Annotated in this window: 18 protein-coding genes; 12 read left to right on the forward strand and 6 right to left on the reverse strand. The window is 68.1% G+C overall.

Annotated features, from left to right (window positions below; translation table 11 throughout):
* Positions 1-20 precede the first annotated feature (20 nt).
* The 6 genes from BM252_RS24860 to BM252_RS24885 all read left to right on the forward strand — a co-directional run bounded on the left by BM252_RS24860 (position 21) and on the right by BM252_RS24885 (position 6558).
* A complete protein-coding gene (locus tag BM252_RS24860) occupies positions 21-776 on the forward strand; it encodes a peptidylprolyl isomerase (RefSeq protein WP_093390367.1) in 756 nt (251 codons plus the stop codon).
* 183 nt (positions 777-959) lie between these two features.
* Entirely contained in the window at positions 960-1754 is a 795-nt protein-coding gene (locus BM252_RS24865) for a substrate-binding periplasmic protein (protein WP_093390368.1), read from the forward strand.
* Between the two features lie 95 nt (positions 1755-1849).
* Positions 1850-2680, forward strand: a complete 831-nt coding sequence (locus BM252_RS24870) for a substrate-binding periplasmic protein (protein ID WP_093390369.1) — start codon at positions 1850-1852, stop codon at positions 2678-2680.
* An 81-nt stretch (positions 2681-2761) separates the two neighbouring features.
* The gene (gene moaA, locus BM252_RS24875) at positions 2762-3736 is read left to right on the forward strand and encodes a GTP 3',8-cyclase MoaA (RefSeq protein ID WP_093390427.1); all 975 of its coding nucleotides are present in this window, start codon (positions 2762-2764) and stop codon (positions 3734-3736) included.
* Between the two features lie 178 nt (positions 3737-3914).
* Positions 3915-5855, forward strand: coding sequence for a type IV pili methyl-accepting chemotaxis transducer N-terminal domain-containing protein (locus tag BM252_RS24880; protein WP_093390428.1), 1941 nt, complete (start codon positions 3915-3917; stop codon positions 5853-5855).
* 22 nt (positions 5856-5877) lie between these two features.
* The gene (locus tag BM252_RS24885) at positions 5878-6558 is read left to right on the forward strand and encodes a response regulator (RefSeq protein ID WP_093390370.1); all 681 of its coding nucleotides are present in this window, start codon (positions 5878-5880) and stop codon (positions 6556-6558) included.
* A gap of 127 nt (positions 6559-6685) precedes the next feature.
* Here the strand turns inward: BM252_RS24885 and BM252_RS24890 are convergent, their stop codons facing one another.
* Positions 6686-6943: a heavy-metal-associated domain-containing protein gene (locus BM252_RS24890; RefSeq protein ID WP_093390371.1), complete on the reverse strand. Its 258-nt coding sequence runs from the start codon at positions 6941-6943 to the stop codon at positions 6686-6688.
* A 319-nt stretch (positions 6944-7262) separates the two neighbouring features.
* Between BM252_RS24890 and BM252_RS24895 the strand changes: the two genes are divergently transcribed.
* Positions 7263-8462, forward strand: coding sequence for an NnrS family protein (locus tag BM252_RS24895; protein ID WP_093390372.1), 1200 nt, complete (start codon positions 7263-7265; stop codon positions 8460-8462).
* 215 nt (positions 8463-8677) lie between these two features.
* Here BM252_RS24895 and BM252_RS24900 read toward each other — a convergent pair whose 3' ends face one another.
* Positions 8678-10939, reverse strand: coding sequence for a GGDEF/EAL domain-containing response regulator (locus tag BM252_RS24900; RefSeq protein WP_093390373.1), 2262 nt, complete (start codon positions 10937-10939; stop codon positions 8678-8680).
* A gap of 291 nt (positions 10940-11230) precedes the next feature.
* Between BM252_RS24900 and aroC the strand changes: the two genes are divergently transcribed.
* The gene (gene aroC / locus BM252_RS24905) at positions 11231-12328 is read left to right on the forward strand and encodes a chorismate synthase (protein WP_093390374.1); all 1098 of its coding nucleotides are present in this window, start codon (positions 11231-11233) and stop codon (positions 12326-12328) included.
* A gap of 59 nt (positions 12329-12387) precedes the next feature.
* Positions 12388-13572, forward strand: coding sequence for an MFS transporter (locus tag BM252_RS24910; protein ID WP_093390375.1), 1185 nt, complete (start codon positions 12388-12390; stop codon positions 13570-13572).
* Positions 13573-13611: 39 nt separating this feature from the next.
* On the opposite strand, the gene BM252_RS24915 is transcribed toward BM252_RS24910, so the two are convergent.
* The 4 genes from BM252_RS24915 to BM252_RS24930 form a co-directional block, all read right to left on the reverse strand.
* Positions 13612-15102 (reverse strand): HDOD domain-containing protein, encoded by a 1491-nt coding sequence (locus BM252_RS24915; RefSeq protein WP_093390376.1) that lies wholly within the window; start codon positions 15100-15102, stop codon positions 13612-13614.
* Positions 15099-16835 carry a putative bifunctional diguanylate cyclase/phosphodiesterase gene (locus BM252_RS24920; protein ID WP_245774431.1) on the reverse strand — a complete coding sequence of 579 codons (1737 nt, stop codon included), beginning with the start codon at positions 16833-16835 and terminating at the stop codon, positions 15099-15101. Before BM252_RS24920 ends, BM252_RS24915 begins: the two co-directional genes overlap by 4 nt.
* Before the next feature lie 239 nt (positions 16836-17074).
* Positions 17075-18388 (reverse strand): enoyl-CoA hydratase-related protein, encoded by a 1314-nt coding sequence (locus tag BM252_RS24925; RefSeq protein WP_093390378.1) that lies wholly within the window; start codon positions 18386-18388, stop codon positions 17075-17077.
* 11 nt (positions 18389-18399) lie between these two features.
* Positions 18400-19602, reverse strand: coding sequence for an acetyl-CoA C-acetyltransferase (locus tag BM252_RS24930; protein ID WP_093390379.1), 1203 nt, complete (start codon positions 19600-19602; stop codon positions 18400-18402).
* A 166-nt stretch (positions 19603-19768) separates the two neighbouring features.
* On the opposite strand from BM252_RS24930, the gene BM252_RS24935 reads away from it, so the two are divergent.
* The 3 genes from BM252_RS24935 to BM252_RS24945 all read left to right on the forward strand — a co-directional run bounded on the left by BM252_RS24935 (position 19769) and on the right by BM252_RS24945 (position 23267).
* Positions 19769-20923 carry an acyl-CoA dehydrogenase family protein gene (locus BM252_RS24935; protein WP_093390380.1) on the forward strand — a complete coding sequence of 385 codons (1155 nt, stop codon included), beginning with the start codon at positions 19769-19771 and terminating at the stop codon, positions 20921-20923.
* Between the two features lie 62 nt (positions 20924-20985).
* On the forward strand, positions 20986-22677 hold the full coding sequence (locus BM252_RS24940) for an isovaleryl-CoA dehydrogenase (protein WP_093390381.1): 1692 nt from the start codon (positions 20986-20988) through the stop codon (positions 22675-22677).
* Entirely contained in the window at positions 22674-23267 is a 594-nt protein-coding gene (locus BM252_RS24945; protein WP_093390382.1) for a TetR/AcrR family transcriptional regulator, read from the forward strand. The genes BM252_RS24940 and BM252_RS24945 overlap by 4 nt, the downstream gene beginning before the upstream one ends.
* Positions 23268-23348: the final 81 nt, after the last annotated feature.

The following is a 23348-nucleotide window of genomic DNA, read 5'->3' on the forward strand; positions in this document are numbered from 1 at the left end:
TGAACTGAAGGAGATTTGTCATGGGTATCGCTGTCAACGGTGTCGAGATCACCGACGAGGAAATCGAGCTGGAGTTGCCGCACCATAAGGACGCGGCCAACCCCGTCAAGCAGGCCGTGCACGAGGTGGTGCTGCGCCACCTGCTGCTGCAGGAGGTGGAACGGCTGGGCCTGGACCAAGGCAACGAGGACAGCGACGACGTCCGTATCGAAGCCCTGTTCGCCCGCGAAGTGCGGGTGCCCGAGGCGGACGAGGCTGCCTGCCGCCGCTACTACCAGAGCCAGCAGGAACGCTTCAGCAGCGGCGCCATGGTCGAGGCGCGCCACATTCTGTTCCAGGTGACGCAGTCCGCGCCGCTCGACCTGCTGCGCGAAACCGGCGAGCTGATCCTGGCGGAGCTGCAAGCCCATCCGGAGCGTTTCGAGGAGCTGGCGCGCGAGTATTCCAACTGCCCGTCGGGCGCCGTCGGCGGCAATCTGGGCCAGCTGAGCCGGGGCCAATGCGTCGCCGAGTTCGAGCAGCTGCTGTTCCGCCTGCAACCGGGCGAGCTGGCCGGCCGCCTGCTGGAAACCCGCTTCGGTTTGCACATCGTGCAGGCGCAGCGCCGCATCGAGGGCACGGTGTTGCCCTTCGAGGCGGTCAAGGCGCAGATCGCCGACGAGCTGCAACGCCAGTCCTGGCAGCGCGCTTTGCATCAATATCTGCATATTCTTGTTGGTAAGGCAAATATCGAGGGCGTCTCGCTGGACGGCGCCGACTCGCCGCTGGTACAGTAAAGCGGGGTGCCCGCCGCGCGGGGAGGGGAGTAATGTGGCTGATAGGCAACATGCCGCCGTCCCCCGCGTGGGGTGGAATCCGTTAGTTGTTACATAAAGTGTTACATTGCACTAAGATGGTTGTCACGTTCGACTGGCCGACCCGGCCGCTCGGCGGACAACCATTTTTGTTGAATGCAGTCGATGCGCCTGTCCCACCTCCTTTCGCTGCCCTTGCTGGCCCTGCTGGCCGGGCAGGCCATCGGCGCCTGTGCGCCGCTGCGCTACGGTTACACTGACAAGGCCGTCGCGCCCTACTATCTGGGTAGCGGCAGCGAGGAGGGCAAGCCACCCGGCGCGCTGGCCGAGCTGACGCGCGAGTCGGTCAACGGTGGCGGTTGCCCCATCGTCATGGTGCGGATGCCGCCGGCGCGGCTGCGCGCCAGCCTGGAGGAGGGCAGGATAGACGCCACCTCGCTGTTCGCGCCGGACATCATCGGCACGGTGCCGAACACGGTGTATCCACGCGACAAGTCCGGCAAGATCGACCCCAGCCGTGGCATCCCCCTCTACACCGTGGTGTTCGTGCGCGCCGGCGACCACTACCCGCGCCACGGCGAGCCGGCCGCCTTGCTGCGCGGCCGCACGGTCGGCCTGTCGCAGGGGGCGCCGCACATCGCGGCGGTGCGCGGCCTCGGTGTCGAGGTCGACGACGGCGCCGCCAATCCCGAACTGAATTTCGAAAAGCTCAAGCTGGGCCGCATCGACGCCTTCGCCATCTCGATCTCGTCGATGGACGACATGGACCCGATGATGGCGGCCCGCTACGGCCGGCTGTTCGTCCGCCTGGACAAACCTTTGCTCACCAGCAGCTCCTACCTGGCCTTGAACCAGGCCTACTACGCGGCCAACCGCAGCCAGGCCGAGGCGATTTGGCGCTGGTACGGCAAGCACGGCCAGGCGCGCATGACGGCCCTGCTGAAGAAGTATCGCGACTGATCATTGTGCTTTCTGCACGGCAATCAATTGCGCGCTATACTTTGTCCACTGCGGTGGCTAGCCGGTTCGCCGCATTTTTGGATGACGCGCCGCCCATGTACCAATTTTTCTTCGCCCTGATGCTCGCTTTGCTGGCCGGCCGAGCCGTCGCCGACTGCGCGCCGCTGCGTTTCGCCTACACCGACAAGGAGGTGCTGCCGTATTACGTGGGGGCGGGCGCCGAGGTGGCCGAGCCGCCCGGCGCCGCCGTCGAGCTGATGCGCGAGGCGGCCGCCAAGGCGGGCTGCCCGCTCAGCCTGCAACGCCTGCCCACCGGCCGCCTGCTGGCCAGCCTGGACGCCGGCACGATCGACGCCATGCTGACCTATGCGCCGGAGGTGGTCGGCGCCCGCCCGAACGTGGTGTATCCGCTCGACCGGGCGGGGCGGCCCGACCCGGCGCGCGGCATGCGCCTGTACACGATGGTGTTCGTGCGCGCCGCCGACGGCCTGCCGCGCGGCGGCGCGCCGGCCGAGCTGTTGCGCGGCCGCGTGGTCGGCCTGTCGCAGGGCGCGCAACACATCAAGCTGCTGCGCGGCCTCGGCCTGACGGTCGACGACGGCGCCGCCAACCCGGCGCTGAACTTCGAGAAGCTCAAGCTGGGCCGGATCGACGCCTTCGCCATCGCGCTGGGCGCGCCCGACGAGATGGACGCCCTGCTGGCGGTGCGCTACGGCGGCCGCTTCGTGCGCCTGGACAAGCCGCTGCTGAGGCCGGGTTCCTGGCTGGTGTTCAGCAAGGATTACTACGAAGGCAACCGGCGCCAGGTCGAGGCGCTGTGGCAATGGATAGGCGCCAACAGCAGCCTGCGCATCGGCGCGCTGTCGAGGAAATACACCGGCCGGCTGTCAAGGATGCCCGACCGCTCCCTAGTTACTACGGACTAGGCGGGCTAGCTCGTCATGGGCATCGGCAAAAGCGGCCCGGGCCGCTACAATTTGCCCACTATGACGAACAGGAGCAACCCGATGTTAAGCGACCGGTTTGGTCGATCCATCGACTACCTGCGCGTGTCCGTGACGGACCGCTGCGATTTGCGCTGCACCTACTGCATGCCCAAACATTTCAAGGATTTCGAGGACCCGCCGGACTGGCTGAGCTTCGACGAGATCGAACGGGTGGTCGGCGCCTTCGTGCGGCTGGGCACCTCGCGGGTGCGCCTGACCGGCGGCGAGCCGCTGATGCGGCGCCATCTGCCGCAACTGGCCGGCCGCCTGAAGGCGCTGCCGGGGCTGGCCGACCTGTCGCTGTCGACCAACGCCACCCAGCTGACCCGCCATGCCGAGGACTTGAAGGCGGCCGGCATCAGCCGCATCAACGTCAGCCTGGACTCGCTGGACCGCGACTGCATGTCGCGCATCACCGGGCGCGACAGCCTGCCGCTGATCCTCGACGGCCTGAAGGCGGCCAAGGAGGCCGGCTTCGCGCCGATCAAGATCAACATGGTGGCGATGCGCGGCGTCAACGACGACGAGATCGACGACATGGTCGAGTTCTGCATCCGCCACCAGTTCGTGCTGCGCCTGATCGAGGTGATGCCGGTCGGCGCCACCGGGCAGGACAGCTCCTACCTGGGCCTGGCCGAGGTGCAGGCGCGCTTGAAGGAGAAGTTCCAGCTGCGCCCGCAGGCGCTCGAGCTGGGCGGCGGGCCGGCGCGCTACCTGGCCACCGCCGACGGCCTGACCAGCATCGGCTTCATCACGCCGCTGTCGCAGCACTTCTGCGCCAGCTGCAACCGGGTGCGGCTGGCGGTCGACGGCACGCTTTACCTGTGCCTCGGCCAGGAAGAAAAATTCGAGCTGCGCCCGCTGCTGCGCGGCGGCTGCAGCGACGCCGAGCTGGAACAGGCGATCCGCCAGGCCATCGAGCTCAAGCCGCAGCAGCACGACTTCAACCAGCGGCCCGACAAGATCATCCGCTTCATGTCGCAGACCGGCGGCTAGGTCGGCGCGGCGCGGCGCAACGCGCCGTCGCCGGCGGGCGCGGCGGGTATATACTAGAGCGCGCAATCAGCAGTCAGTTGCAGCGCCAACGCAGTAGAGGAGAACAGCAGATGCAAGCCCAACAATTCCACCCGCCGTCGCGCGCGCCGCGCGGCGGCCGCACCGCGTGACGATGATCATGCCCACCCCCGCACCGTTCGCCACCTGGCAGAAATTGTCGACCAAGATAGTCGGCATGCTGCTGGGCTTTTTGACCATCGCGCTGATGGTGATCGGCTCGACCCTCTACCTGTCCTGGCAGCTCGAGGGCAGCGCCGCCGCCATCAACGTGACCGGCAGCCTGCGCATGAACAGCTACCGCCTGAGCATCGCGCTCGACGCGCTGGCCGACGGCGCCGAGCGCGGCACGCCGCACGCCACGGCGCGGCGCCAGGTGTTGGCGGTCGACTCGACCTTGTCGCAGCTGCGCCAGGGCGATCCGCAGCGGCCCTTGTTTCTGCCGCCGGCCGCGCCCATCCGCACCGCCTTCAACCAGGTCGCCCGGCAGTGGCAGAGCGGCCTGCGGCCGCTCGCCGTGGCCATCCTGGAGCAGGACGCGGTCGCGCCGCGAACCACCCAGGCCTTCCAGTATCAGGCTGAGCAGTTCGTCGGCCAGGTCAACGCGCTGGTCCAGCTGATCGAGCAGGACAGCGAGGCGCGCACCTTCTGGCTGCGCGCCTCGCAGCTGTTGCTGCTGGCCTTGGCGCTGGTCGGCACGGTGTGCATCATCTATTTGCTGTTCAACCTGATCGTCACTCCCGTCACCAGCCTGCAGGCCGGCATGGAACGCATGCGCGAACAGGACTTCGGCGTGCGCCTGCCGGTCGAGACGCAGGACGAGTTCGGCCAACTGGCGCGCGGCTTCAACCTGATGGCCGACAAGCTGCAGAGCTTGTACGGCAACCTGGAGCAGCTGGTCAAGACCAAGACGGCGACGCTGGAGCACCAGAACCGCGAGCTGGCCCTGTTGTACGACAGCGCCGCCTTCCTGCAGCAGCCGCAGGCGGCCAAGGAGATGTGCGAGGGCTTCATGCAGCGCATCAGCGACTACTTCCACGCCGACGGCGGCTCGGTGCGCGTGCTCGACCCCAACCAGGGCAATGTGCATATGCTGGTCCACCACGGCATCTCCGACGCCCTGATCGAGGCCGAGCACTGCATGAAGGTGGGCGACTGCCTGTGCGGCGAGGCGGTGGTCAAGCGCGTCGCCGTGGTGCACGACCTGCGCCGCATCGACGACGGCCACAAGCTGCAATGCCACCGCGAGGGCTTCACCACCGTGTCGGTGTTCCACATCTACGCGCAGCGCCAGCACCTGGGCTTCTTCAACCTGCACTTCCGCAAGCCGACCACCTTCAACGGGCGCGAGACGGCGCTGTTGGAGACGCTCGGCCAGTTGCTCGGCACCGCCATCGAGAACCAGCGCCTGGCCGCGCGCGAGCGCGAGATGGCCATCTCCGAGGAGCGCAACCTGGTCGCCCAGGGCCTGCACGACAGCATCGCCCAGGGCCTGAACTATCTCAACCTGCAGGTGCAGATGCTGGAGCAGTCGCTCGACAAGCGCCAGCTCGACGAGGTGGCCGACATCGTGCCGGCGCTGCGCGCCGGCGTCGAGGAGAGCTACCAGGACGTGCGCGAGCTGCTGCACAATTTCCGCACCCGTTTGCAGGAGGGTAACCTGGTCAGCTCGCTCAAGACCACCATCGAGAAGTTCGAGCGGCAGACCGGCATCGAGGTCGACCTGCAGGCCGACAGCGACGGCGCGCCTTTCCCCCGCGAGCAGCAGTTGCAGTTGCTGTTCATCGTGCAGGAGGCGCTGTCGAACGTGCGCAAGCACGCCAGCGCGACGCGGGTCGAGGTGCGCCTGCGCGACCGCCACGACTTCCAGCTGACCATCCGCGACAACGGCCAGGGCTTCGACACGGCGGCGCTGGCCAGCGTGGGCGAGAGCCATGTCGGCATCCACATCATGCGCGAGCGGGCGCAAAGAATCGAGGCGCAGCTCAATGTGACCTCGGTGCCGGGCGCCGGCACCACCGTCAGTTTGCACTTGTCGCGCGCGCAGCGCCGCGCGGCGTAACCGTTTTTCAGTTAGGGTATCCATGGAAGTAGAAGACAACAAGCCGATCACCGTGCTGCTGGTGGACGACCACACGCTGTTCCGCAGCGGCATACGCTCGCTGTTGCAGCGCAATCCGGAGTTCGCCGTGGTCGGCGAGGCATCGGACGGCGTCGAGGGCATCAAACGCGCCCAGCAGCTGCAACCGCAGGTGATTCTGCTCGACCTGAACATGCCCGGCATGTCCGGCGTGGAGACGCTGCAGCTGATGCTGCAGGACTGCCCGGACAGCTCGATCGTCATGCTGACCGTGTCGGAGGACGCGCAGGACTTGTCGGTGGCGCTGAAGGCGGGCGCCTCGGGCTACCTGTTGAAGAACATCGACACCGAGTATTTGATCCGCGCGATCCGCCGCGCCGCCGCCGGCGAGACCGTGGTGGCCGAGGCGATGACGGCCAAGCTGGTGGCCCAGTTGCACGGCGGCGGACAGTCGCAGCCGGCCGCGTCCGACTTGGACAAGCTGACGCCGCGCGAGAAGGAGATCATCGCCTGTCTGGCGCGTGGCGAGAGCAACAAGGTGATCGCCCGCACGCTCGACCTGGCCGAGAGCACGGTGAAAATCCATGTGCAGAACGTGTTGAAGAAGCTGGGCTTGAGCAGCCGGGTGCAGGCGGCGGTGTATGCCGTCGAGCACCGACTGCTGGGCAGCGGCGGCGACCGCTGAGCGTTAGACCAAGTCGAGAAAACCCTGCGGCAAAAATCTAGGGTCAGACCCTAGGGTCTGACCCTGGATGTTTGCCGTAGGGTGGTTTGTAGCCGCTGGCGCCTTGGCGCAGCGGCAGGCAGCCCGCTTAACCGCAGCAACCGCCGCAGCAACCGCCATTTTTTTCGGCCGCTTTGCCGCTCTGCGCCTGGTAGCCGGCGCTGGCCAGATTACCGGCCAGTTGTTCGGTGCTGGTGTGGCGTTCGTCGAATTGCACGTCGGCCTGGCTGTTGAGCAGGGAGACGCGGACGTCGCTGACGCCGTTGCTGCTGTTGAGGATCTGGGCGACCTTGTCGGCGCAGGCTTCGCTGTTCATGCCATCGATTTTGAGTACGGCGGTTTGCATAAAATACCTTCGAATGTGGATTCATCAATCGGCGCGCGGGGGCGCGCGGCCGGCGCCGCGAGACGTGGCGCCGACAAGGTTCCAGCGTAATGGATGGGACCGCCGGCGTCGATGGAAAAACACGGCGCGCGCCGGCTAAGTTGGCAATCCTTGATGCACATCATCCAATTCCGGCGCCTGTCTTCACAAGTATTGCGCTGCGGCAGACAATGGCCCCGTTCGCCGTGTGCCGGCAGCCATCCAACGCCGGCCGTGGCGCACCCCAGGCCAGCACCACACACCGTTTGAACGCTGAACCAGCAAGAGAGAGTGCCATATCATGAGCCTGTTAAACATCGAAGAACCCGCGCCGGCCCGGCCGGCACCGTGGGGCACCAGCCACCCGATCTGGCGGCTCGGCTTCCGCCCGTTCTACCTGGTCGCCGCCGTGTTCGCCGCGCTCAGCATTCCGCTGTGGGTGGCGCAGTACTACGGCTGGATCGACGCCGGCGCCCACATCACGCTGGGCTGGCATATGCACGAGATGGTGTTCGGCATGAGCACGGCGGTGGTGATCGGCTTCCTGTTCACGGCCGGGCGCAACTGGACCAATCTGTGGACCCCGCGCGAGGGCCATCTGGCCGCGCTGGTGGCCTTGTGGCTGGCCGGGCGCGTCGCCATGGCCTGGGCGCCGCCGCTGGCCGCCGCCGTGGTCGACTGGGCCTTCCTGCCGGCCGCCGCCTGGCCGCTGTTCGTGGTGATGAAAAAGTCCGCCAACAAGCGCAACTACTTCCTGGTCGGCCTGCTGTCGCTGCTGGCCGTGGCCAACGGCGTCTACCACGCCATCGTGCTCGGCCTGCTGGAGATGGCGCCGGCCGTGCCGGCGCAGGCGGCGGTGCTGGTCATCGTGGTGATGGAGTCGGCCATCGGCACCCGCGTCATCCCCATGTTCACCCGCAACGGCGCGCCGGGCAGCACGCCGGCCGTGCATCCGAAGCGCGACATGGTCTCGATCGCCCTGTTGGTGGCCGCCGGCATCAGCTGGATCGCCGGCCTGCCGGTGTGGCTGGTGGCGCCGCTCGGCGGCGGCGCCGCGACGATGGTGCTGGTGCGGCTGATCGAATGGCAGCCGCACAAGACCCTGCGCGTGCCGCTGCTGTGGATTTTGCACCTGTCGTACGGCTGGATCGCGGTCGGCTTCTTCATGCTGTCGCTGGCGGCGATGTCGCTGATTCCGTCGAGCGCCGCCTTCCACGCGCTGACGGTCGGCTCGATGGCCGGCCTGATCCTCGGCATGATGACGCGCACCACCCTGGGCCACACCGGCCGGCCGCTGAAGAGCGGCAAGGCGGAGTTCGCCATCTACGCGCTGATCCAGCTGGGCGCCGTGCTGCGCGTGGCCGCCACGCTGGTGGCGGGCGCCGGCCACGACCATCTGCTGATCTGCAGCGCGCTGTGCTGGACGCTGGCCTTCGCCGTGTTCGCCGTGGTCTACCTGCCGTACCTGGCCAAGCCGAGGATCGACGGCCGCGAAGGCTGACCCGGCGCGCCGGGCGCGCAGCCCGGCCGAGTAGCGGTGTCATGTGGGAAGGAGGAGGGCGGCGACCAGTCGGGCGCCGCCTTTTGCTGTCTACTTCAGGCGGGGTCAGTGCCGACATTCGGACACGACCTCAACCATAGCCGGCGCCAGCGAGCCACCGAACTGCTGAGCCTGTGTCCGAATGTCGGCACTGACCCCGGTGGTGGGGGGGGGGCTTAGGCGGCGCCTTCCAGCGTGTCGTTGTTGAGCCAGCCGTCGAGCGCTTCGGCGTTCATCGGCCGGGCGAACAGGAAGCCCTGGGCCAGCGGACAGCCGAGGTTTTGCAGGATCTGCGCCTGGCGCTCGTCCTCGACGCCTTCGGCGATCACCGCCAGGCCGAGGTTGCGGCCCAGCTGGATCACCATCTCGGCGATGCTGCTGCCGCGCGCCGAGCCGGTGATCTCGGTGACGAAGGCGCGGTCTATCTTCAGGCGGTCGATCTGCAGCCGCTGCAAATACGACAGCGAGGAGAAGCCGGTGCCGAAGTCGTCTATGGCGATGCTGACGCCGGTCTGCTTGATCTGGCCGAGCATCTTGATGAGCAGGTCGGGCTCCTCCATCGCCATCGATTCGGTGATCTCCAGTTCGACGAACTCGGGCGGCGCGCCGGTGTCCTCGAGCGCGGTGCGCAGCATGTCGAGGAAGTAGGGGTGGCGGAACTGCACCTGCGAGACGTTGATCGACATCATGAAGTCGAGGTGGCCGGCGGCGCGCAGCTTGACCAGTTCGCGGCAGGCGGTGCGCAGCACCCATTCGCCCAGGTCGATGATCAGGCCGGAGTATTCGGCGATGGGGATGAAGCGGTCGGGCGAGATGAACTTGCCGTCCGGCGTTTGCCAGCGCAGCAGCGCCTCGGCGCCCACCGGCCGGCGGGTGACCAAATCGATCTGCGGCTGGTAGACCACGAACAGCTGGTTCTGGCCGAAGGCGGTGCGCAGCGCATGCATCATGCGCACCCGCTCGCGGATCTCGACGCCCATGCTGCGCGAGAAGTAGAAGTGGCCGGCGCGCTGCTGCGACTTGGCGCGCTTGAGGGCGATGTCGGCGTCCTTGAGGGCGTCGGCGCCGCTGCCGTCGTGCTCGCCCAGGCGCACCAGGCCGAGCGTGGCCGACAGCTGCACGTCCTGGCCGTCGATGCTGAACGGGGTCTGGAACAGCGCCAAAATCAGCGCCGGATTGACCTGGCCGGAGTCGCCCAGCACGCAGAAGATGTCGCCGCCGATGCGCGCCACGGTCAGCTCGTTGCCCAGGCGCGACTGCAGGCGGCCGGCCACGGCCAGCAGCAGCATGTCGCCGAACTGGTGGCCGAGGGCGTCGTTGGTCTCGGCGAAGTGGTCGAGGTCGACCAGCGACAGCGTGGCGTCGTCCTTGGCCGGGCCGCTCAGGGTGGCGTCGAGGATCTCGACCAGGCGGGTGCGGTTGGGCAGCTTGCTGAGCTGGTCGTAGAAGGCGGCGTTGTGCAGGTGGGTGACCAGTTCGACGTTGTCGAGGCCGACGGCGACGTTGCTGCAGAAGACCTCGAGCAGGCGCTGGTCGATCTCGCTGAGCGGGCGCGCCAGCTCGAAGTAGGCGACGAAGTTGCGGCTGGCCTTGCCGGCGAAGTGCAGGGTCAGGTGCTCGGGGTGGTAGACGTTGCGGCGCTGCGCCAGCGCCAGTTCCATCGCCTCGAGCACGGCCGGGGCCAACTCGGCGGTCAGCTGGCAGTTGTCGAGGCGGCGGAAGTCGCCCGCCGTGGCCATCACCATCAGCTCGTGGCAGCCGGCCTCGGGGCACTCCTGCACGCACAGTACGCCGCAGGTTTTCTGGCCGACCAGGTCGGCGATCTGGGTCAATACGCCGGCGGCGAAATTGCGCACGCCGTGCAAGGTCATCAGCTCGGTGCTGGCCTGGACGATCTGGCTCAGGCCGCGCCGGCTGTCGTTGATCTTGCGGATTTGTTCGTAGGAGCGGATCGCCGCCGTCACCGTGGTGAACAGCTTGATGCGGGTCAGCTCGGACTTGGTCTTGTAGTCGTTGATGTCGAAGTCGCGGATGGCGTCGATCTCCGGCGCGTAGCCGGGCTGGCCGGTGCGCAGGATGATGCGCACGTCGCTCAGCTTGAGCGTCTCGCGGATGTAGCGCACCAGGTGCAGGCCGGCGTCGTCCTGCTCCATCACCACGTCGAGCAGGATGACGGCGATCTCTTGCTCGTGCTTGAGCATGTCGCGCGCCTCGCCGGCCGAGTAGGCGTGGACGAATTCGAGCGGACGGTGCTGCATGTCCAGGTTGCCCAGGGCGAAGGTGGTGGTCGAGTGGACGTCCTCGTCGTCGTCGATGATCATCACGCGCCAAACGCTGCGTTCGCCGGCCGTCGCGGCGCCGGCCGGGTGCTCTTCTAAGAATACCAGATCGTCGTGATCGTCCTTGGAGTGCTCAAGGGGGGTGATCGATGGGGGCATGTGTCGCTTCTCCAAGATTTCTCGGTGTTCTTTTCAGACAAGTATATAGCGAATTGTCAAAGGCAACGATCATTTCGGCGCCTTTGTGGGGTGTCGATGGTGCCATTTTGCAAGTTTTTACATGCCCGGCATGGAATAATGCCGTTTCCATCACGAAACTCCTGTCAGACCGTCAATTGGTACTAACACGTACCATGCCGCGTGCCTTGTTGCGTATTTGGCGCGGCGCGGGACGTGGCGCCCGGCGGACTGGTAAAATGATCCGTTTCCTACCTCACAGACCTCCTACCTATGTCCGGCAATACATTTGGCAAGCTGTTTACCGTTAGCACTTTTGGCGAATCCCACGGCCCGGCGATCGGCTGCGTGATCGATGGCTGTCCGCCCGGCCTGGCCCTGTCCGAGGCCGACATCCAGCCCGAACTGGACCGCCGCAAGCCCGGCACCTCGCGCCACGTGACCCAGCGCCAGGAGTCCGACACGGTCGAGATCCTGTCCGGCGTCTACCAGGGTGTCACCACCGGCACGCCGATCGCCCTGCTGATCCGCAACGAGGACCAGCGTAGCAAGGACTACGGCAACATCGCCGAGAGCTTCCGCCCCGGACATGCAGACTACACCTATTGGCACAAATACGGCGTCCGCGATCCGCGCGGCGGCGGCCGCTCGTCGGCCCGCCTGACCGCGCCGGTGGTGGGCGCGGCGGCGATCGCCAAGAAGTGGTTGCTGCAACAGTACGGCACCGTGTTCAAGGGCTGCATGAGCCAGTTGGGCGACATCGCCGTGCCCTTCGAGGACTGGAGCCACGTGCCCAACAACCCCTTCTTCGCCGCCAGCGGCGACGCCGCCCTGATCGCCCGCATGGAGGACGCGATGGACGCGCTGCGCCGCGACGGCGACTCGATCGGCGCGCGCATCGACGTGATCGCGCACAACGTGCCGGTCGGCCTGGGCCAGCCGATCTACGACAAGCTCGACGCCGACATCGCCTACGCCATGATGGGCATCAACGCCGTGAAGGGCGTCGAGATCGGCGCCGGCTTCAAGTCGGTGGCGCAGAAGGGCTCCGAGCACGGCGACGAGCTGACCCCCGAGGGCTTCGTCGGCAACAACGCCGGCGGCGTGCTGGGCGGCATTTCGACCGGGCAGGACATTTCCGTCTCCATCGCCATCAAGCCGACCTCTTCGATCCGCACGCCGCGCCGCTCGATCGACAAGGACGGCAATCCGGTGATGGTCGAGACCTTCGGCCGCCACGACCCCTGCGTCGGTATCCGCGCCACGCCGATCGCCGAGGCCATGCTGGCCCTGGTGTTGATCGACCACGCGCTGATGCACCGCGCCCAGTGCGGCGACGTGCGGGTCAGCACGCCGAACATCGCTCTGTAAGCGTTCTTTGTTTTACCGGGCGGCGCCAACGCGGCGCGGTCCGGCGCTGCCCCGTCGCCATGCCCAAACAAGCCTTCAGCTTCGCGCTCTTCCTGTTCGCCTATTACGCCCACGCCGGCACCTTTTCCACCTACGCCACGCTGTACTTCGCCGCCAAGGGCATGACGGTGGCGCAGATCGGCACGCTGATGGCGATGATCCAGGTGCTGCGCATCGTCGGCCCCAACGTCTGGGGCTACGTGGCCGACCACAGCGAACGCCGCGTGCTGGTGCTGCGGCTGACCGGCGTGGCTGCGTTGACGGCGTTCTCCGGCATCTTCCTCGGCCAGACCTTCGCCCAGCTGCTGCTGGCGATGGTGGCGCTGAACCTGTTCACCAGCGCGCAGGGGCCGATCTGCGAGGCGCTGATGCTGTCCGAGATGCGCGGCGACCTGACCCACTACGGCCGGCTCAGGCTGTGGGGTTCGGTCGGTTTCATCGCCTCGGTCATGTTGGCCGCCGTCGCGCTGGACGCCTACGGCATCGCGGCGCTGCCGTGGATCGCCGGCGGCCTGCTGCTCGGCGTGCTGGGCGCCGCGCTGCGCCTGCGCGAGGTGCCGCGGCTGAGCCACGCCCAGCCGGCGCCGCCCTTGCTGAGCATTCTGCGGCGGCGCGAGGTGATCGCCTTCTTCGTTTCGACCGCGTTGATGGTGGCGGCGCACACCTCGCTGTACACCTTCTACTCGCTGTACTTGGAGCGCAACGGCTACAGCAAGACGGTGATCGGCGTCATGTGGTCGCTCGGCGTGACGGCCGAGGTGCTGTTGTTCTACTTCCAGGCGCCGCTGTTCCGCCGCTGGGGCGCGCGCAACATGATGTATCTGGCGCTACTGTGCGGCGTGCTGCGCTTCGCCGTGATGGGCGCCGCCGCGCACGCGCTGTGGCTGCTGGTGCTGGCGCAGTTGCTGCACGCGGCCACCTTCGCGTTGCACCATTCGGCCTCGGTGATGACCCTGCAGCGCTGGTTCTCCGGGCCGCTGCAGGCGCGCGGGCAGGCGCTGTTCATCAGCATCTCGTACGGTATCGGCGGTTCGCTGGGCGGGCTGTTCCTGGCGCAGTGGTGGCAGCGCGCCGGGCCGCAATCGGTGTACTACGTGGCGGCGGCGTTGTGTGCGGGCTCGCTGCTGGCGGCGGCCTTGTCGTTCCGCTGGCAGCGACTTGAAAAGCCGGGCGGCGCGCTTGCAGGGTCAGACCCTAGGGTCTGACCCTAGCGCCAAGGCGGGGAGTCTGACCCTCGCTTCTTGTTAGTTGACGCGGCTGGTGGCCGTTTCGAGCTTGTGGCGCCGCTCGACGGCCTTGACCACCAGCGCGCGCATGTCGTTGAGCAGGGCGAACTCGGTCTGGCTCAGCTGGATCGGCGGGAAGCTCTCGTCCCAGTCGCCGTAGAGGAAGCCGGCCGGCTGGCCGTTGGCCGACAGCGGCAGGATGACGAAGCTGCGCGCCGCCGACAGGGTGCTCTTCCACCACAGCGGCAGCTTGGCGGCGAACTTCGGGTCGCGCGCGTTCTCGATGAAGATCACGCGGTCGTTGCTGAGCGCGGCGTGGAACACGTTCGGCTCGTAGGCGTCGTCGAAGCTCATCAGCGGCAGCAGCTCCTTGATGTCGTCGCCGAAGCCGATCTTGGCGGCGTACTGGCCCTCCCTGCGGTTGCGCACGAAGGCCACGGCGCGCGAGAAGTCCAGGCCCTGGAACACCGTCTCCAGCGCGATGGAGACCATCTGGCCGGGGCTGGCGGTGTCGAGCACGTCGCGCATATCGGACAGGCCGCTGAGCAGGATCTTGTTGCCGGCGGCGCGCATGCGCGTCTTGGCCAGCGCCTTGGCGCGCCGCTCGGCCGGCTTGGACAGCGGGGCGATGGTCAGATCCTCGGCGGCCACCACCTTGGCCTGTTCGATGGCCGTCATCAGGCCCTCGGGTGCGACGCCGATCATCTCGGCGTAGCGTTCGGTGAGCAGCTGCACGGCGGCGTGGCCGGCCTCGTCGTCGTGCCACAGCGAGTCGGCGCACTGCGCCGCCATGGTCGACAGGCCGGCGATCCAGTCGCTGGCGCTGACGGCGGCGCCCGGCTCGGGCGGCTCGACGCGGCGCATGCCGTTGATCAGGTTGGCCGGCAGGCCCCAGTGCATGGCGGCGGCGCTGCCGATCTCCTCCAGGGTCAGGCCGAGCAGCTCGGGCGCGGCGGCGTCGACCGAGCCGCCGGCGTGCTGTTGCAAGGCCAGCCAGCGCTGCGGCAGGTAGTAGGTGAGCATCATGCGGCCCAGGCTGTGCAGCATCGAGCAGACCACGGCCTCCTCGCCGTGCCGGCTGGAAGCGCTGGCGGCGACCTGCTGGGCGACGATCCCGGCCAGCACCGCCTTCTCCATTTCGATGTGGGCGATGGTGGAGTCGGGCGAGGCGGCCGACAGCTCCTCGATCAGTTTGAGGCCGAGCGCCAGGTGGCCGATGGCGTCGGTGCCCAGCACCAGCACCGCCTTGCTGACGGTGTTGACGTGCTGGCCGAAGGCCGAGTACATGCCGCTGTTGGCCAGCCGCAGCACCTTCTGCGTCAGCACCGGGTCCGACAGCACCGTCTGCGCCATGTTGAATTCCTGCTCGTCCTCGCCGCGCATGGCGCCGAGGATGGCACTGATGGCCTTGGCGAAGCCGGGCATGTCGCCCTGCTGGCGGGTGCGGTCCCACAGCTCGGCCAGGGTCTTTTCACCCAACGGGCCGCTGGCTTTGAAGGCGGGGATCATAGGTGCACCTGGCGCAGTTCGGTCGGCACCAGGTTGGCGTAGGTGCTCTCCTTGAGCGCGGCCATGGCGACGTTGGCCGGCATCGGCTTGCCGGTCAGGTAGCCCTGGATGCGTTGGCAGCCGCGCTGTTCCAGGTAGTGCAGCTGCTCCTCGGTTTCGACGCCCTCGGCCACCACCGACAGGTCGAGGTGCTTGGCCAGGTCGAGCACGGCGTTGCAGATGGCGCCGTCCTTTTGCGAGGCGGGCAGGTCGCGGATGAAGGTGCGGTCGATCTTCAGCACCGAGATGGGGAAGCGCTTCAGATAGGCCAGCGAGGAGTAGCCGGTGCCGAAGTCGTCGATGGCGATGCGGGCTTTGCGCTCGGTCATTTTCGACAGGATGGCCTCGGCGTGCACCGGGTCGATCATCAGCGTGCCCTCGGTGATCTCCAACACCAGCTGGGCGCCGTCCAGGCCGGAGTAGGCGATGGCGTCGTCCAGTACGTCGAGGAATTTATCGTTGCGGAACTGGCGCGGGCTGATGTTGACGGAGATGTACAGGCTGCGCTTGGCCACCTCCTCGAACTGCTTGAGCTGGACGCAGGCGGCCTTCAGCGCCCAGGCGCCGAGCAGGTTGATCAGGCCGTTGGTCTCGGCGATCGGGATGAAGCGCACCGGCGGCACCATGCCCAGGGTCGGGTGCTTCCAGCGCATAAGAGTCTCGAAGCCGAGGATCTCGCGCGTGTGGGCGTCGACGATGGGCTGGTAGTAGAGCAGGAACTCGCCCTCGCGCACCGCCTGGAACATCGCCGCCTCGAGCGAGATGTCGTGCTCGGGCGCGCTGCCCTCCTGGCGCGGGCTGTAGACCACGCAGCGCGCCTTGCCGGTCTCCTTGGCGCGCGACATGGCGGCGTCGGCCAGCGCCACCAGGCGCACCTCGTCCTCGGCGTGGTCCGGGTACAGCGCCACGCCGACCGAGGCGCCGACGTAGATGGTGTGGCCGTCGACCTCGAAGGGCGATTGCAGGGTGGCGATCAGGCGGCCGGTGACCAGCTTGATCTGCGCGTCGCTGTGGGTGCCCGGCAGCACGGCGACGAACTCGTCGCCGCCGACGCGGGCCAGGGTGTCGCTGTCGCGCAGGGTCTTGCGCAGGCGCGCGGCGGCCATGCGCAGCACGGCGTCGCCGACCGGGTGGCCGAGGCCGTCGTTGACCTTCTTAAAGCCGTCCAGGCCGATGGTGGCCACCGAGAAGCCCTGGCCGGAGCGGCGCGCCTGGGCGATCACCATGCGGATGCGGTCCGACAGCAGCAGCCGGTTGGGCAGCTCGGTGAGGGCGTCGTGGGTGGCCATGTGGCGCAGCCGCTCCTCGGTGGCGTGCTGGGCCGACAGGTCGCGGCCGACCAGCAGCAGTCCCGGGTTGTCGCTGTCGACGTCGAAGGCGGAGATGCGTAGCTCGTAGCTGATGTCCTGCTCGGGGGTCTTCAGGTGCAGTTCGACGCGGCAGGCGCTGCGCGCCTCGATCGCCTCGATCAGGGTGGCCTTCAGCGCGGCGCGGTCGATTTCGGCGACGTGGGCCGCCAGCGGTTCGCCCAGCAGCGTGCGGCCGCAGCAGATCAGGGCCACGGTCCGCCGGCTGGCGAACAGGATCTGCCCTTGCTGGTTGAGGCGGAACACCACATCGCCGGCCTCCTCCATGAGCTTATCGAGTTCATGGCGCAGATCGAGCACAGGCGGGACTGGGGAGCTGGAAAGCATTGTGACGATCTACACTTTCATTTTTTTCATATCTTGCATTCTACAATCTTATCGGCGCGATGGCACGGGGCAGCATGGCGCCCGCCCGGCAAAACCAGAACGAAATGTATCATTGAACGCGGTGGAAATACATGAACAAGGACAACTTATATGAATGTTTTGTTCATTTTTCTGCGCCGCCATGGAAAAACGGCGGCGCAGAATGGGGGGGGGGCGCTTGGCCTGCGCGTTTTTCTTGCCTAGTGGATAAGCTTTTGCCAGCCCGGCGCCGGCGTGAAACGCTCGCCCAGTTGCGCCGCGCGGGCGGCGAACCGGCTCGCGCCGAGCGTGGCGATGAAGCGCAGCGCGCCGCCGCTGTGGGCGGGAAAACCACAGTCGCGCACCGAGATGCGGTCGGCCTGGCCGACGTCGCCGGCCAGCAGGGTGTCGACGCCGCGCAAGGCCGTCAGCGCCTGGGCGTACAGCAGGCGGTCGCGCGCCTGCTCGACGTCGGCCGCGCTGGCCTTGGCGGCCGCCGCGGCCGGCTCCTCCGGCGGTAGCTGGGCCAGGCCGGCGGCCATGGCGGCGTGGCGCAGCAGCGCGGCCGGCAGGCCTTCGGCGCGCAGCAGCGCCAGTTCGTCCAGGTAGGCCAGGCGCAGCGTGGCGGCGAACTGCTCGGCCTGGGCCGACGGTGCGGCCGGGATGCGGCTCAGGCGGATCAGGTTCTTGGCCACGGCGCCCAGCGCGCACTGGCAGAAGTAGCGGCTCTCGATCAGCAGGGCGTTGTCGAAGTCCACTTGCAGGCCCTCGACCATGGCGCACAGGACGGCTTCCGGCGCCGGGTAGTGGCCGCGCGTGCGCTGGCGCAGCATGGCCGGCGCCACCTGCAGCAACGTTTGCAGCGGCGCCGAGTTGAGGGCGCCGCCGGGCAGGCGGTAGCCCTTGGCGTCCCACGGTTGGCCGGCGGCGGCGCCGTTGGCCAGCAGCGCGGCGAGCTGTTCGGCCAGCGCGGCGGCGTCGGCGGCGACGTCGTGCAGCAGGCCGGCCTCCAGCGCCTGCGCGGCGCTGAGTGGTTTGCCTTCGACCAGCAGCGGCATGGCCGCCTGCAGTCCGCTCAGGCGCACGGCGCGGGCCAGTTCGCCGGCCACCGGCGCCAGGCCCAGCTTGACCTGCGGCAGGGCGATGCTGGCGTCGGCCAGGGCGACGCGGTGGTGGCAGGCCAGCGCCAGGCCGAGGGCGTGGCCCTCGACGGCGCCGCACAGCGTGGCGATCAGCGGCTTGTCGAGCAGGTCGAGGCGGCGCAGCAGGGCGTTGTAGTCGGCCAGGGTGCGCATGCAGTCGGCCGCCTGTTCGGGCGCCAGGGCCAGCAGCTGTTCCAGTTCCTCGTGCTGGGCGGGATGGTCGGCGCTGTCGGCGCCGCCGTCGATGGCCAGCACCACTTGCAGCAGCGGCGCCGCTTCGATGCGTTCGACGGCGGCCTTCAGCTCGCGGCGGAAGGCGGCGTTGAAGGGGCTGACGGCACGCGCCGCCAGGTTCAGGGTCAGGCTGTCGCCTTGTTGGTGGTAAGTGATCATGGCGGTCTCCGTCAGATGCGTTCGATGATGGTGGCGATGCCCATGCCGCCGCCCACGCACAAGGTAATCAGGCCGCGTTTGAGTTCGCGCGCCTCCAGTTCGTCCAGCAGGGTGCCGAGCAGCATGCAGCCGGTGGCGCCCAGCGGGTGGCCCAGCGCGATGCTGCCGCCGTTGACGTTGACCTTCTCCTCGGGCACGCCCAGCTCGGTCATGAAGCGCATGACGACGGCGGCGAAAGCCTCGTTGACCTCGAACAGGTCGATGTCGGCCACCGTCAAACCGGCCTTGAGCAGGGCCTTGCGCGCGGCCGGCGCCGGGCCGGTCAGCATGATGGTGGGGTCGCTGCCGGTGACGGCGGTGGCCAGCACGCGGGCGCGCGGACGCAGGCCCAGGCGGGCGCCGGCGGCGGCGCTGCCGATCAAGGCCAGCGCGGCGCCGTCGACGATGCCGGACGAGCTGCCGGCGGTGTGCACGTGGTCGAGCCGTGCCAACTGCGGGTATTTGCGCAGGGCCAGGCTGTCGAAGCCCATCTTGCCGGCCGCCTCGAAGGAGGGCTTGAGGCCGGCCAGGGTGGCCAGGGTGGTGGCCGGCTTGATGAATTCGTCCTCGGCCAGAATCAGCACGCCGTTCTGGTCGCGCACCGGCACCACCGAGCGGAAGCGGCCGGCGGCGCGGGCGGCGGCGGCCTTTTGCTGCGAGCGCAGGGCGTAGGCGTCGATGGCGTCGCGGTCGTAGCCGTCGAGCATGGCGATCAGGTCGGCGCCTATGCCCTGCGGCAGGAAGTCGGTGCGCAGGCTGGTTTCCGGGTCGAGCGCCCAGGCGCCGCCGTCGGAACCCATGGCCACGCGCGACATCGACTCGACGCCGCCGGCCACCACCAAATCCTCCCAGCCGGAGCGCACTTTTTGCGCCGCCAGGTTGACCGCCTCCAGGCCGGAGGCGCAGAAGCGGTTGAGCTGCACGCCGGCCACCTGCCAGTCCCAGCCGGCCACCAGGGCGGCGGTCTTGGCGATGTCGGCGCCCTGGTCGCCGACCGGGGTGACGCAGCCGAGCACGACGTCGTCGATCTGCGCGGTGTCGATGTTGTGGCGGCTTTGCAACTCGCGCATCAGGCCGGCCAGCAGCGTGATCGGTTTGACGCTGTGCAGGCTGCCGTCCTTCTTGCCCTTGCCGCGCGGGGTGCGGATGGCCTCGTAGATGAATGCTTCGTTCATATTGTCTCCAAGCGCGCGGCCGGGGCGGCGCGGTGTTTGATGGTTTTTGTTGTGATTTTCTTCACTTATGTGTGCAATCATAGAGCCGGCTCAACAACAAAGCAACTGCTTGCTTGATTATTGTGTTTGCGCTAATCTGCCTTCTCCAATCGACCACGGGGCACGCATGTTCAACAGTCACGAGCACCAGGAGCTGCAGCGCACGCTGAAGCGCTTCATCGACCAGGAGATCAATCCGCATGTCGACGAGTGGGAGGCGGCCGAGGCCTTTCCGGCCCACGAGTTGTTCAAGAAGCTGGGCGACCTGGGCCTGCTGGGCCTGACCAAGCCGGTCGAATACGGCGGCCTTGGACTGGACTATTCATTCTCGATGGCGATGGCCGAGACGCTCGGCGATGTCGACTGCGGCGGCATTCCCATGGCGATCGGCGTGCACACCGACATGTGCACGCCGGCCTTGGCGCGCTTCGGCTCGGACGCGCTGCGCCGGCAGTTCTTGGCGCCGGCCATCAGCGGCGACATGGTCGGCTGCGTCGGCGTGTCGGAGGCGGCGGCCGGCTCGGACGTGGCGGCCATCAAGGCCACGGCGCGCAAGGACGGCGACGACTACCTTATCGATGGCAGCAAGATGTGGATCACCAACAGCCTGCAGGCCGACTGGATGTGCGTGCTGGCCAACACCTCGGACGGCGCGCCGCACAAGAACAAGACGCTGATCATCGTGCCGATGGATGCGCCCGGCGTCTCGGTCGGCAAGAAGATCCGCAAGATCGGCATGCATTCGTCGGACACGGGGCTGATCCACTTCGACGGCGTGCGCGTGCCGCAGCGCTACGCCATCGGCGAGGAGGGCATGGGCTTCACCTACCAAATGCTGCAGTTCCAGGAAGAGCGCCTGTGGGCCGCCGCCAACGCCATCCAAAGCCTGGTCAACTGCATCGAGACCACGGCCGAGTGGGCGCGCGAGCGCACGATGTTCGGCGGCCGCCTGCTGGACAACCAGCACGTGCAGTTCAAGCTGGCCGAGTTGAAGACGGAAGTGGAAAGCCTGCGCGCGCTGACCTACCGCGCAGGCCAGTTGTACATCGGCGGCGCCGACGTGACCGAGCTGGCCTCGATGGCCAAGCTGAAGGCCGGCCGCCTGCTGCGCCTGGTGCCGGACGCCTGCCTGCAATTCTGGGGCGGCATGGGTTACAGCCTGGAGAACCGCGTTTCTCGCCTGTTCCGCGACGGCCGGCTGGCCTCCATCGCCGGCGGCGCCGACGAGGTCATGTTGGGCATCATCGCCAAACAAATGGGGCTGGTGGCGCGCAAGCGCTAGGTCCACTTTTTGATACCGCCGGCGCCGCGCGGCGCCGAGCGCAATCCGAACCGGGAGTAGACATGAACGAATTCGACACCCACGAGATCAGCAACACGGTCGCGCCGTTTGAGAACATCAACCTGTACGCCTGCGATCCGGCGCTGCAGGAGGCCTTGCTGCGCGAGGGCGGCGCCAACGCGGCAGCCTCGCTGCAGGCGCTGGGCGAGCTGCTGGGCCGCGCCGAGACGCTGGAGCTGGCGCGGCTGGCCAACCAGAACAAGCCGACCTTGCACAATTTCGACCGCGAGGGCCGCCGCATCGACGAGGTGGAGTACCACCCGGCCTGGCACAAGCTGATGACGCTACTCATAGAGAACGGCACCCACGCCTCGCCGTGGGACGCCGTCGAGGGCGGCGAGCAGGTGGCGCGGGCGGCGCGCTACATCCTGTTCGGCCAGGTGGAGAACGGCTCGCAGTGCCCGGTGACGATGACCTACGCCTCGGTGCCGGCGCTGCGCCAGGCGCCGCGCATCGCCGCCCGCTGGCTGCCGAAGATTTTGTCGCGCCAGTACGACCCGCGCTCGCTGCCGATCGAGCAGAAGCGCGGCGCCCTGCTGGGCATGGGCATGACGGAGAAGCAGGGTGGCTCCGACGTGCGCAGCAACACCACGCGGGCCATGCCGGTGCCGCCGGCCGAGGGCCGCCGCCTGTTCGGCGAGGAGGGCGACGCCGAGGACTTGTTCCGCATCGTCGGCCACAAATGGTTTTTCTCGGCGCCGCAGTGCGACGCCCACCTGGTGCTGGCGCAGACCGACGACGCCGGCAGCGCCGGCCTGAGTTGCTTCTTCCTGCCGCGCTATCTGCCCGACGGCAGCCGCAACCAGATCCGCGTGCAGCGCCTGAAGGACAAGCTGGGCAACCGCTCCAGCGCCTCGTCCGAGGTGGAGTTCACCGGCGCCTACGGCTGGCTGGTGGGCAGGCAGGGGCGCGGCATTCCGACCATTTTGGAGATGGGCAGCCACACCCGGCTCGACTGCGTGGTGGGCAGCGCCGGCATCATGCGCGCCGCGCTGACGCACGCGCTGCACCACGCGCGGCGCCGCGTCGCCTTCGGCAAACCGCTGGCGCAGCAGCCGCTGATGCAGAACGTGCTGGCCGATATGGCGCTCGAATCGGAGGCGGCGACCGTCTTCGCGCTGCGGCTGGCGCGCTGCTTCGACCAGTCGGACGATCCGGCGCAGGCGCTGCTGGCGCGTGTTCTGACGCCGGCCGGCAAATATTGGATCTGCAAGCGTGGCCCGACCTTCGGCGCCGAGGCGATGGAGGTGCTCGGCGGCAGCGGCTACGTCGAGGACGGCCCGTTGGCGCGGCTGTACCGCGAGTTCCCCGTCAATTCGATCTGGGAGGGCTCGGGCAACGTGATGTGCCTGGACCTGCTGCGCGCCTTCGGCAAAACCCCGGCCGCACGCGAGGCGCTGGCGGCCGAGCTGGCGCTGGCCGGCGAGGGCAACGTGCCCTACACCGGCTACACGGCGACGCTGCTGGCCGACCTGGCGCAGCCGCAGTCGGACGAGTACGGCGCGCGCCGGCTGGCCGAGCGCATCGTGCTGGCGGTGCAGGCCGGCCTGTTGCTGCGCCACGCGCCGGCCTTCGTGGCGGACGGCTTCGTCAACTCGCGGCTGGGCGCCGGCGTGGGCGGCGCCTTCGGCTGCCTGCCGGCCGGCGTCGACTGCGCCGCCATCCTGGCGCGCGCGCTGGTGGAGGACGAATGAGCGGCGCCGCCGCCGTGGTCGCCGTCGACAACAACCGCCGCGCCGACCTGCTGCGCGTGGCGGCGCGGCTGTTCCGCGAGCGCGGCTTCGACGGCACCACCATCCGCGACATCGCCGACGCCGTCGGCATGCGCTCGGGCAGCCCCTTCTACCACTTCAAGAGCAAGCAGGAGATCCTGGCGGCGGTGATGGAGGAGGGCCTGGTGGCCGGCCTGCCGACCGCCGAGGCCATCGTCGCCGGCGGCCTGGCGCCGCGCGAGAAGTTCCGCGCCCTGGTGCGCGCGCATTTGGAGACGGTGCTGGCCGAGGGTCACGACTTCATTCCGGTGCTCTTGTATGACTGGCGTTGTTTGACGCCGCTGCTGCGGCAGCGCGTGCTGGTGCTGCGCGACCGCTACGACCAACTGTGGCAGGACCTGGTGACGGAGCTGTACCGCGCCGGCGAGCTGGCCAGCGACGGCAAGGTGGCGCGCCTGCTGCTGATGGGGGCGATCAACTACAGCGTGCTTTGGTATCGCGAGGGGCAGGGCTCGGACCTGGACCAGATCGCGCAGGAGGCGGTGGCCATGTTCCTGCGCCGCGCCGCGTAGACAGGGGCCTTGGGGCTGATTCGAAGCGCTCCGGCGGGGCGGGTTCTACTTGCCTCACCCCACCCCGGGACGCGGAAGCCG

The sequence above is a fragment of the Rugamonas rubra genome (assembly GCF_900114705.1).
Taxonomy (GTDB): domain Bacteria; phylum Pseudomonadota; class Gammaproteobacteria; order Burkholderiales; family Burkholderiaceae_D; genus Rugamonas; species Rugamonas rubra.

Excerpts from the sequence above, each read along its gene's own strand:
- BM252_RS24860 (WP_093390367.1), top strand. The coding sequence starts at position 21 with ATGGGTATCGCTGTCAACGGTGTCGAGATCACCGACGAGGAAATCGAG.
- BM252_RS24865 (WP_093390368.1), top strand. The coding sequence starts at position 960 with ATGCGCCTGTCCCACCTCCTTTCGCTGCCCTTGCTGGCCCTGCTGGCC.
- BM252_RS24870 (WP_093390369.1), top strand. The coding sequence starts at position 1,850 with ATGTACCAATTTTTCTTCGCCCTGATGCTCGCTTTGCTGGCCGGCCGA.
- moaA (WP_093390427.1), top strand. The coding sequence starts at position 2,762 with ATGTTAAGCGACCGGTTTGGTCGATCCATCGACTACCTGCGCGTGTCC.
- BM252_RS24880 (WP_093390428.1), top strand. The coding sequence starts at position 3,915 with ATGCCCACCCCCGCACCGTTCGCCACCTGGCAGAAATTGTCGACCAAG.
- BM252_RS24885 (WP_093390370.1), top strand. The coding sequence starts at position 5,878 with ATGGAAGTAGAAGACAACAAGCCGATCACCGTGCTGCTGGTGGACGAC.
- BM252_RS24890 (WP_093390371.1), bottom strand. The coding sequence starts at position 6,943 with ATGCAAACCGCCGTACTCAAAATCGATGGCATGAACAGCGAAGCCTGC.
- BM252_RS24895 (WP_093390372.1), top strand. The coding sequence starts at position 7,263 with ATGAGCCTGTTAAACATCGAAGAACCCGCGCCGGCCCGGCCGGCACCG.
- BM252_RS24900 (WP_093390373.1), bottom strand. The coding sequence starts at position 10,939 with ATGCCCCCATCGATCACCCCCCTTGAGCACTCCAAGGACGATCACGAC.
- aroC (WP_093390374.1), top strand. The coding sequence starts at position 11,231 with ATGTCCGGCAATACATTTGGCAAGCTGTTTACCGTTAGCACTTTTGGC.
- BM252_RS24910 (WP_093390375.1), top strand. The coding sequence starts at position 12,388 with ATGCCCAAACAAGCCTTCAGCTTCGCGCTCTTCCTGTTCGCCTATTAC.
- BM252_RS24915 (WP_093390376.1), bottom strand. The coding sequence starts at position 15,102 with ATGATCCCCGCCTTCAAAGCCAGCGGCCCGTTGGGTGAAAAGACCCTG.
- BM252_RS24920 (WP_245774431.1), bottom strand. The coding sequence starts at position 16,835 with ATGCTTTCCAGCTCCCCAGTCCCGCCTGTGCTCGATCTGCGCCATGAA.
- BM252_RS24925 (WP_093390378.1), bottom strand. The coding sequence starts at position 18,388 with ATGATCACTTACCACCAACAAGGCGACAGCCTGACCCTGAACCTGGCG.
- BM252_RS24930 (WP_093390379.1), bottom strand. The coding sequence starts at position 19,602 with ATGAACGAAGCATTCATCTACGAGGCCATCCGCACCCCGCGCGGCAAG.
- BM252_RS24935 (WP_093390380.1), top strand. The coding sequence starts at position 19,769 with ATGTTCAACAGTCACGAGCACCAGGAGCTGCAGCGCACGCTGAAGCGC.
- BM252_RS24940 (WP_093390381.1), top strand. The coding sequence starts at position 20,986 with ATGAACGAATTCGACACCCACGAGATCAGCAACACGGTCGCGCCGTTT.
- BM252_RS24945 (WP_093390382.1), top strand. The coding sequence starts at position 22,674 with ATGAGCGGCGCCGCCGCCGTGGTCGCCGTCGACAACAACCGCCGCGCC.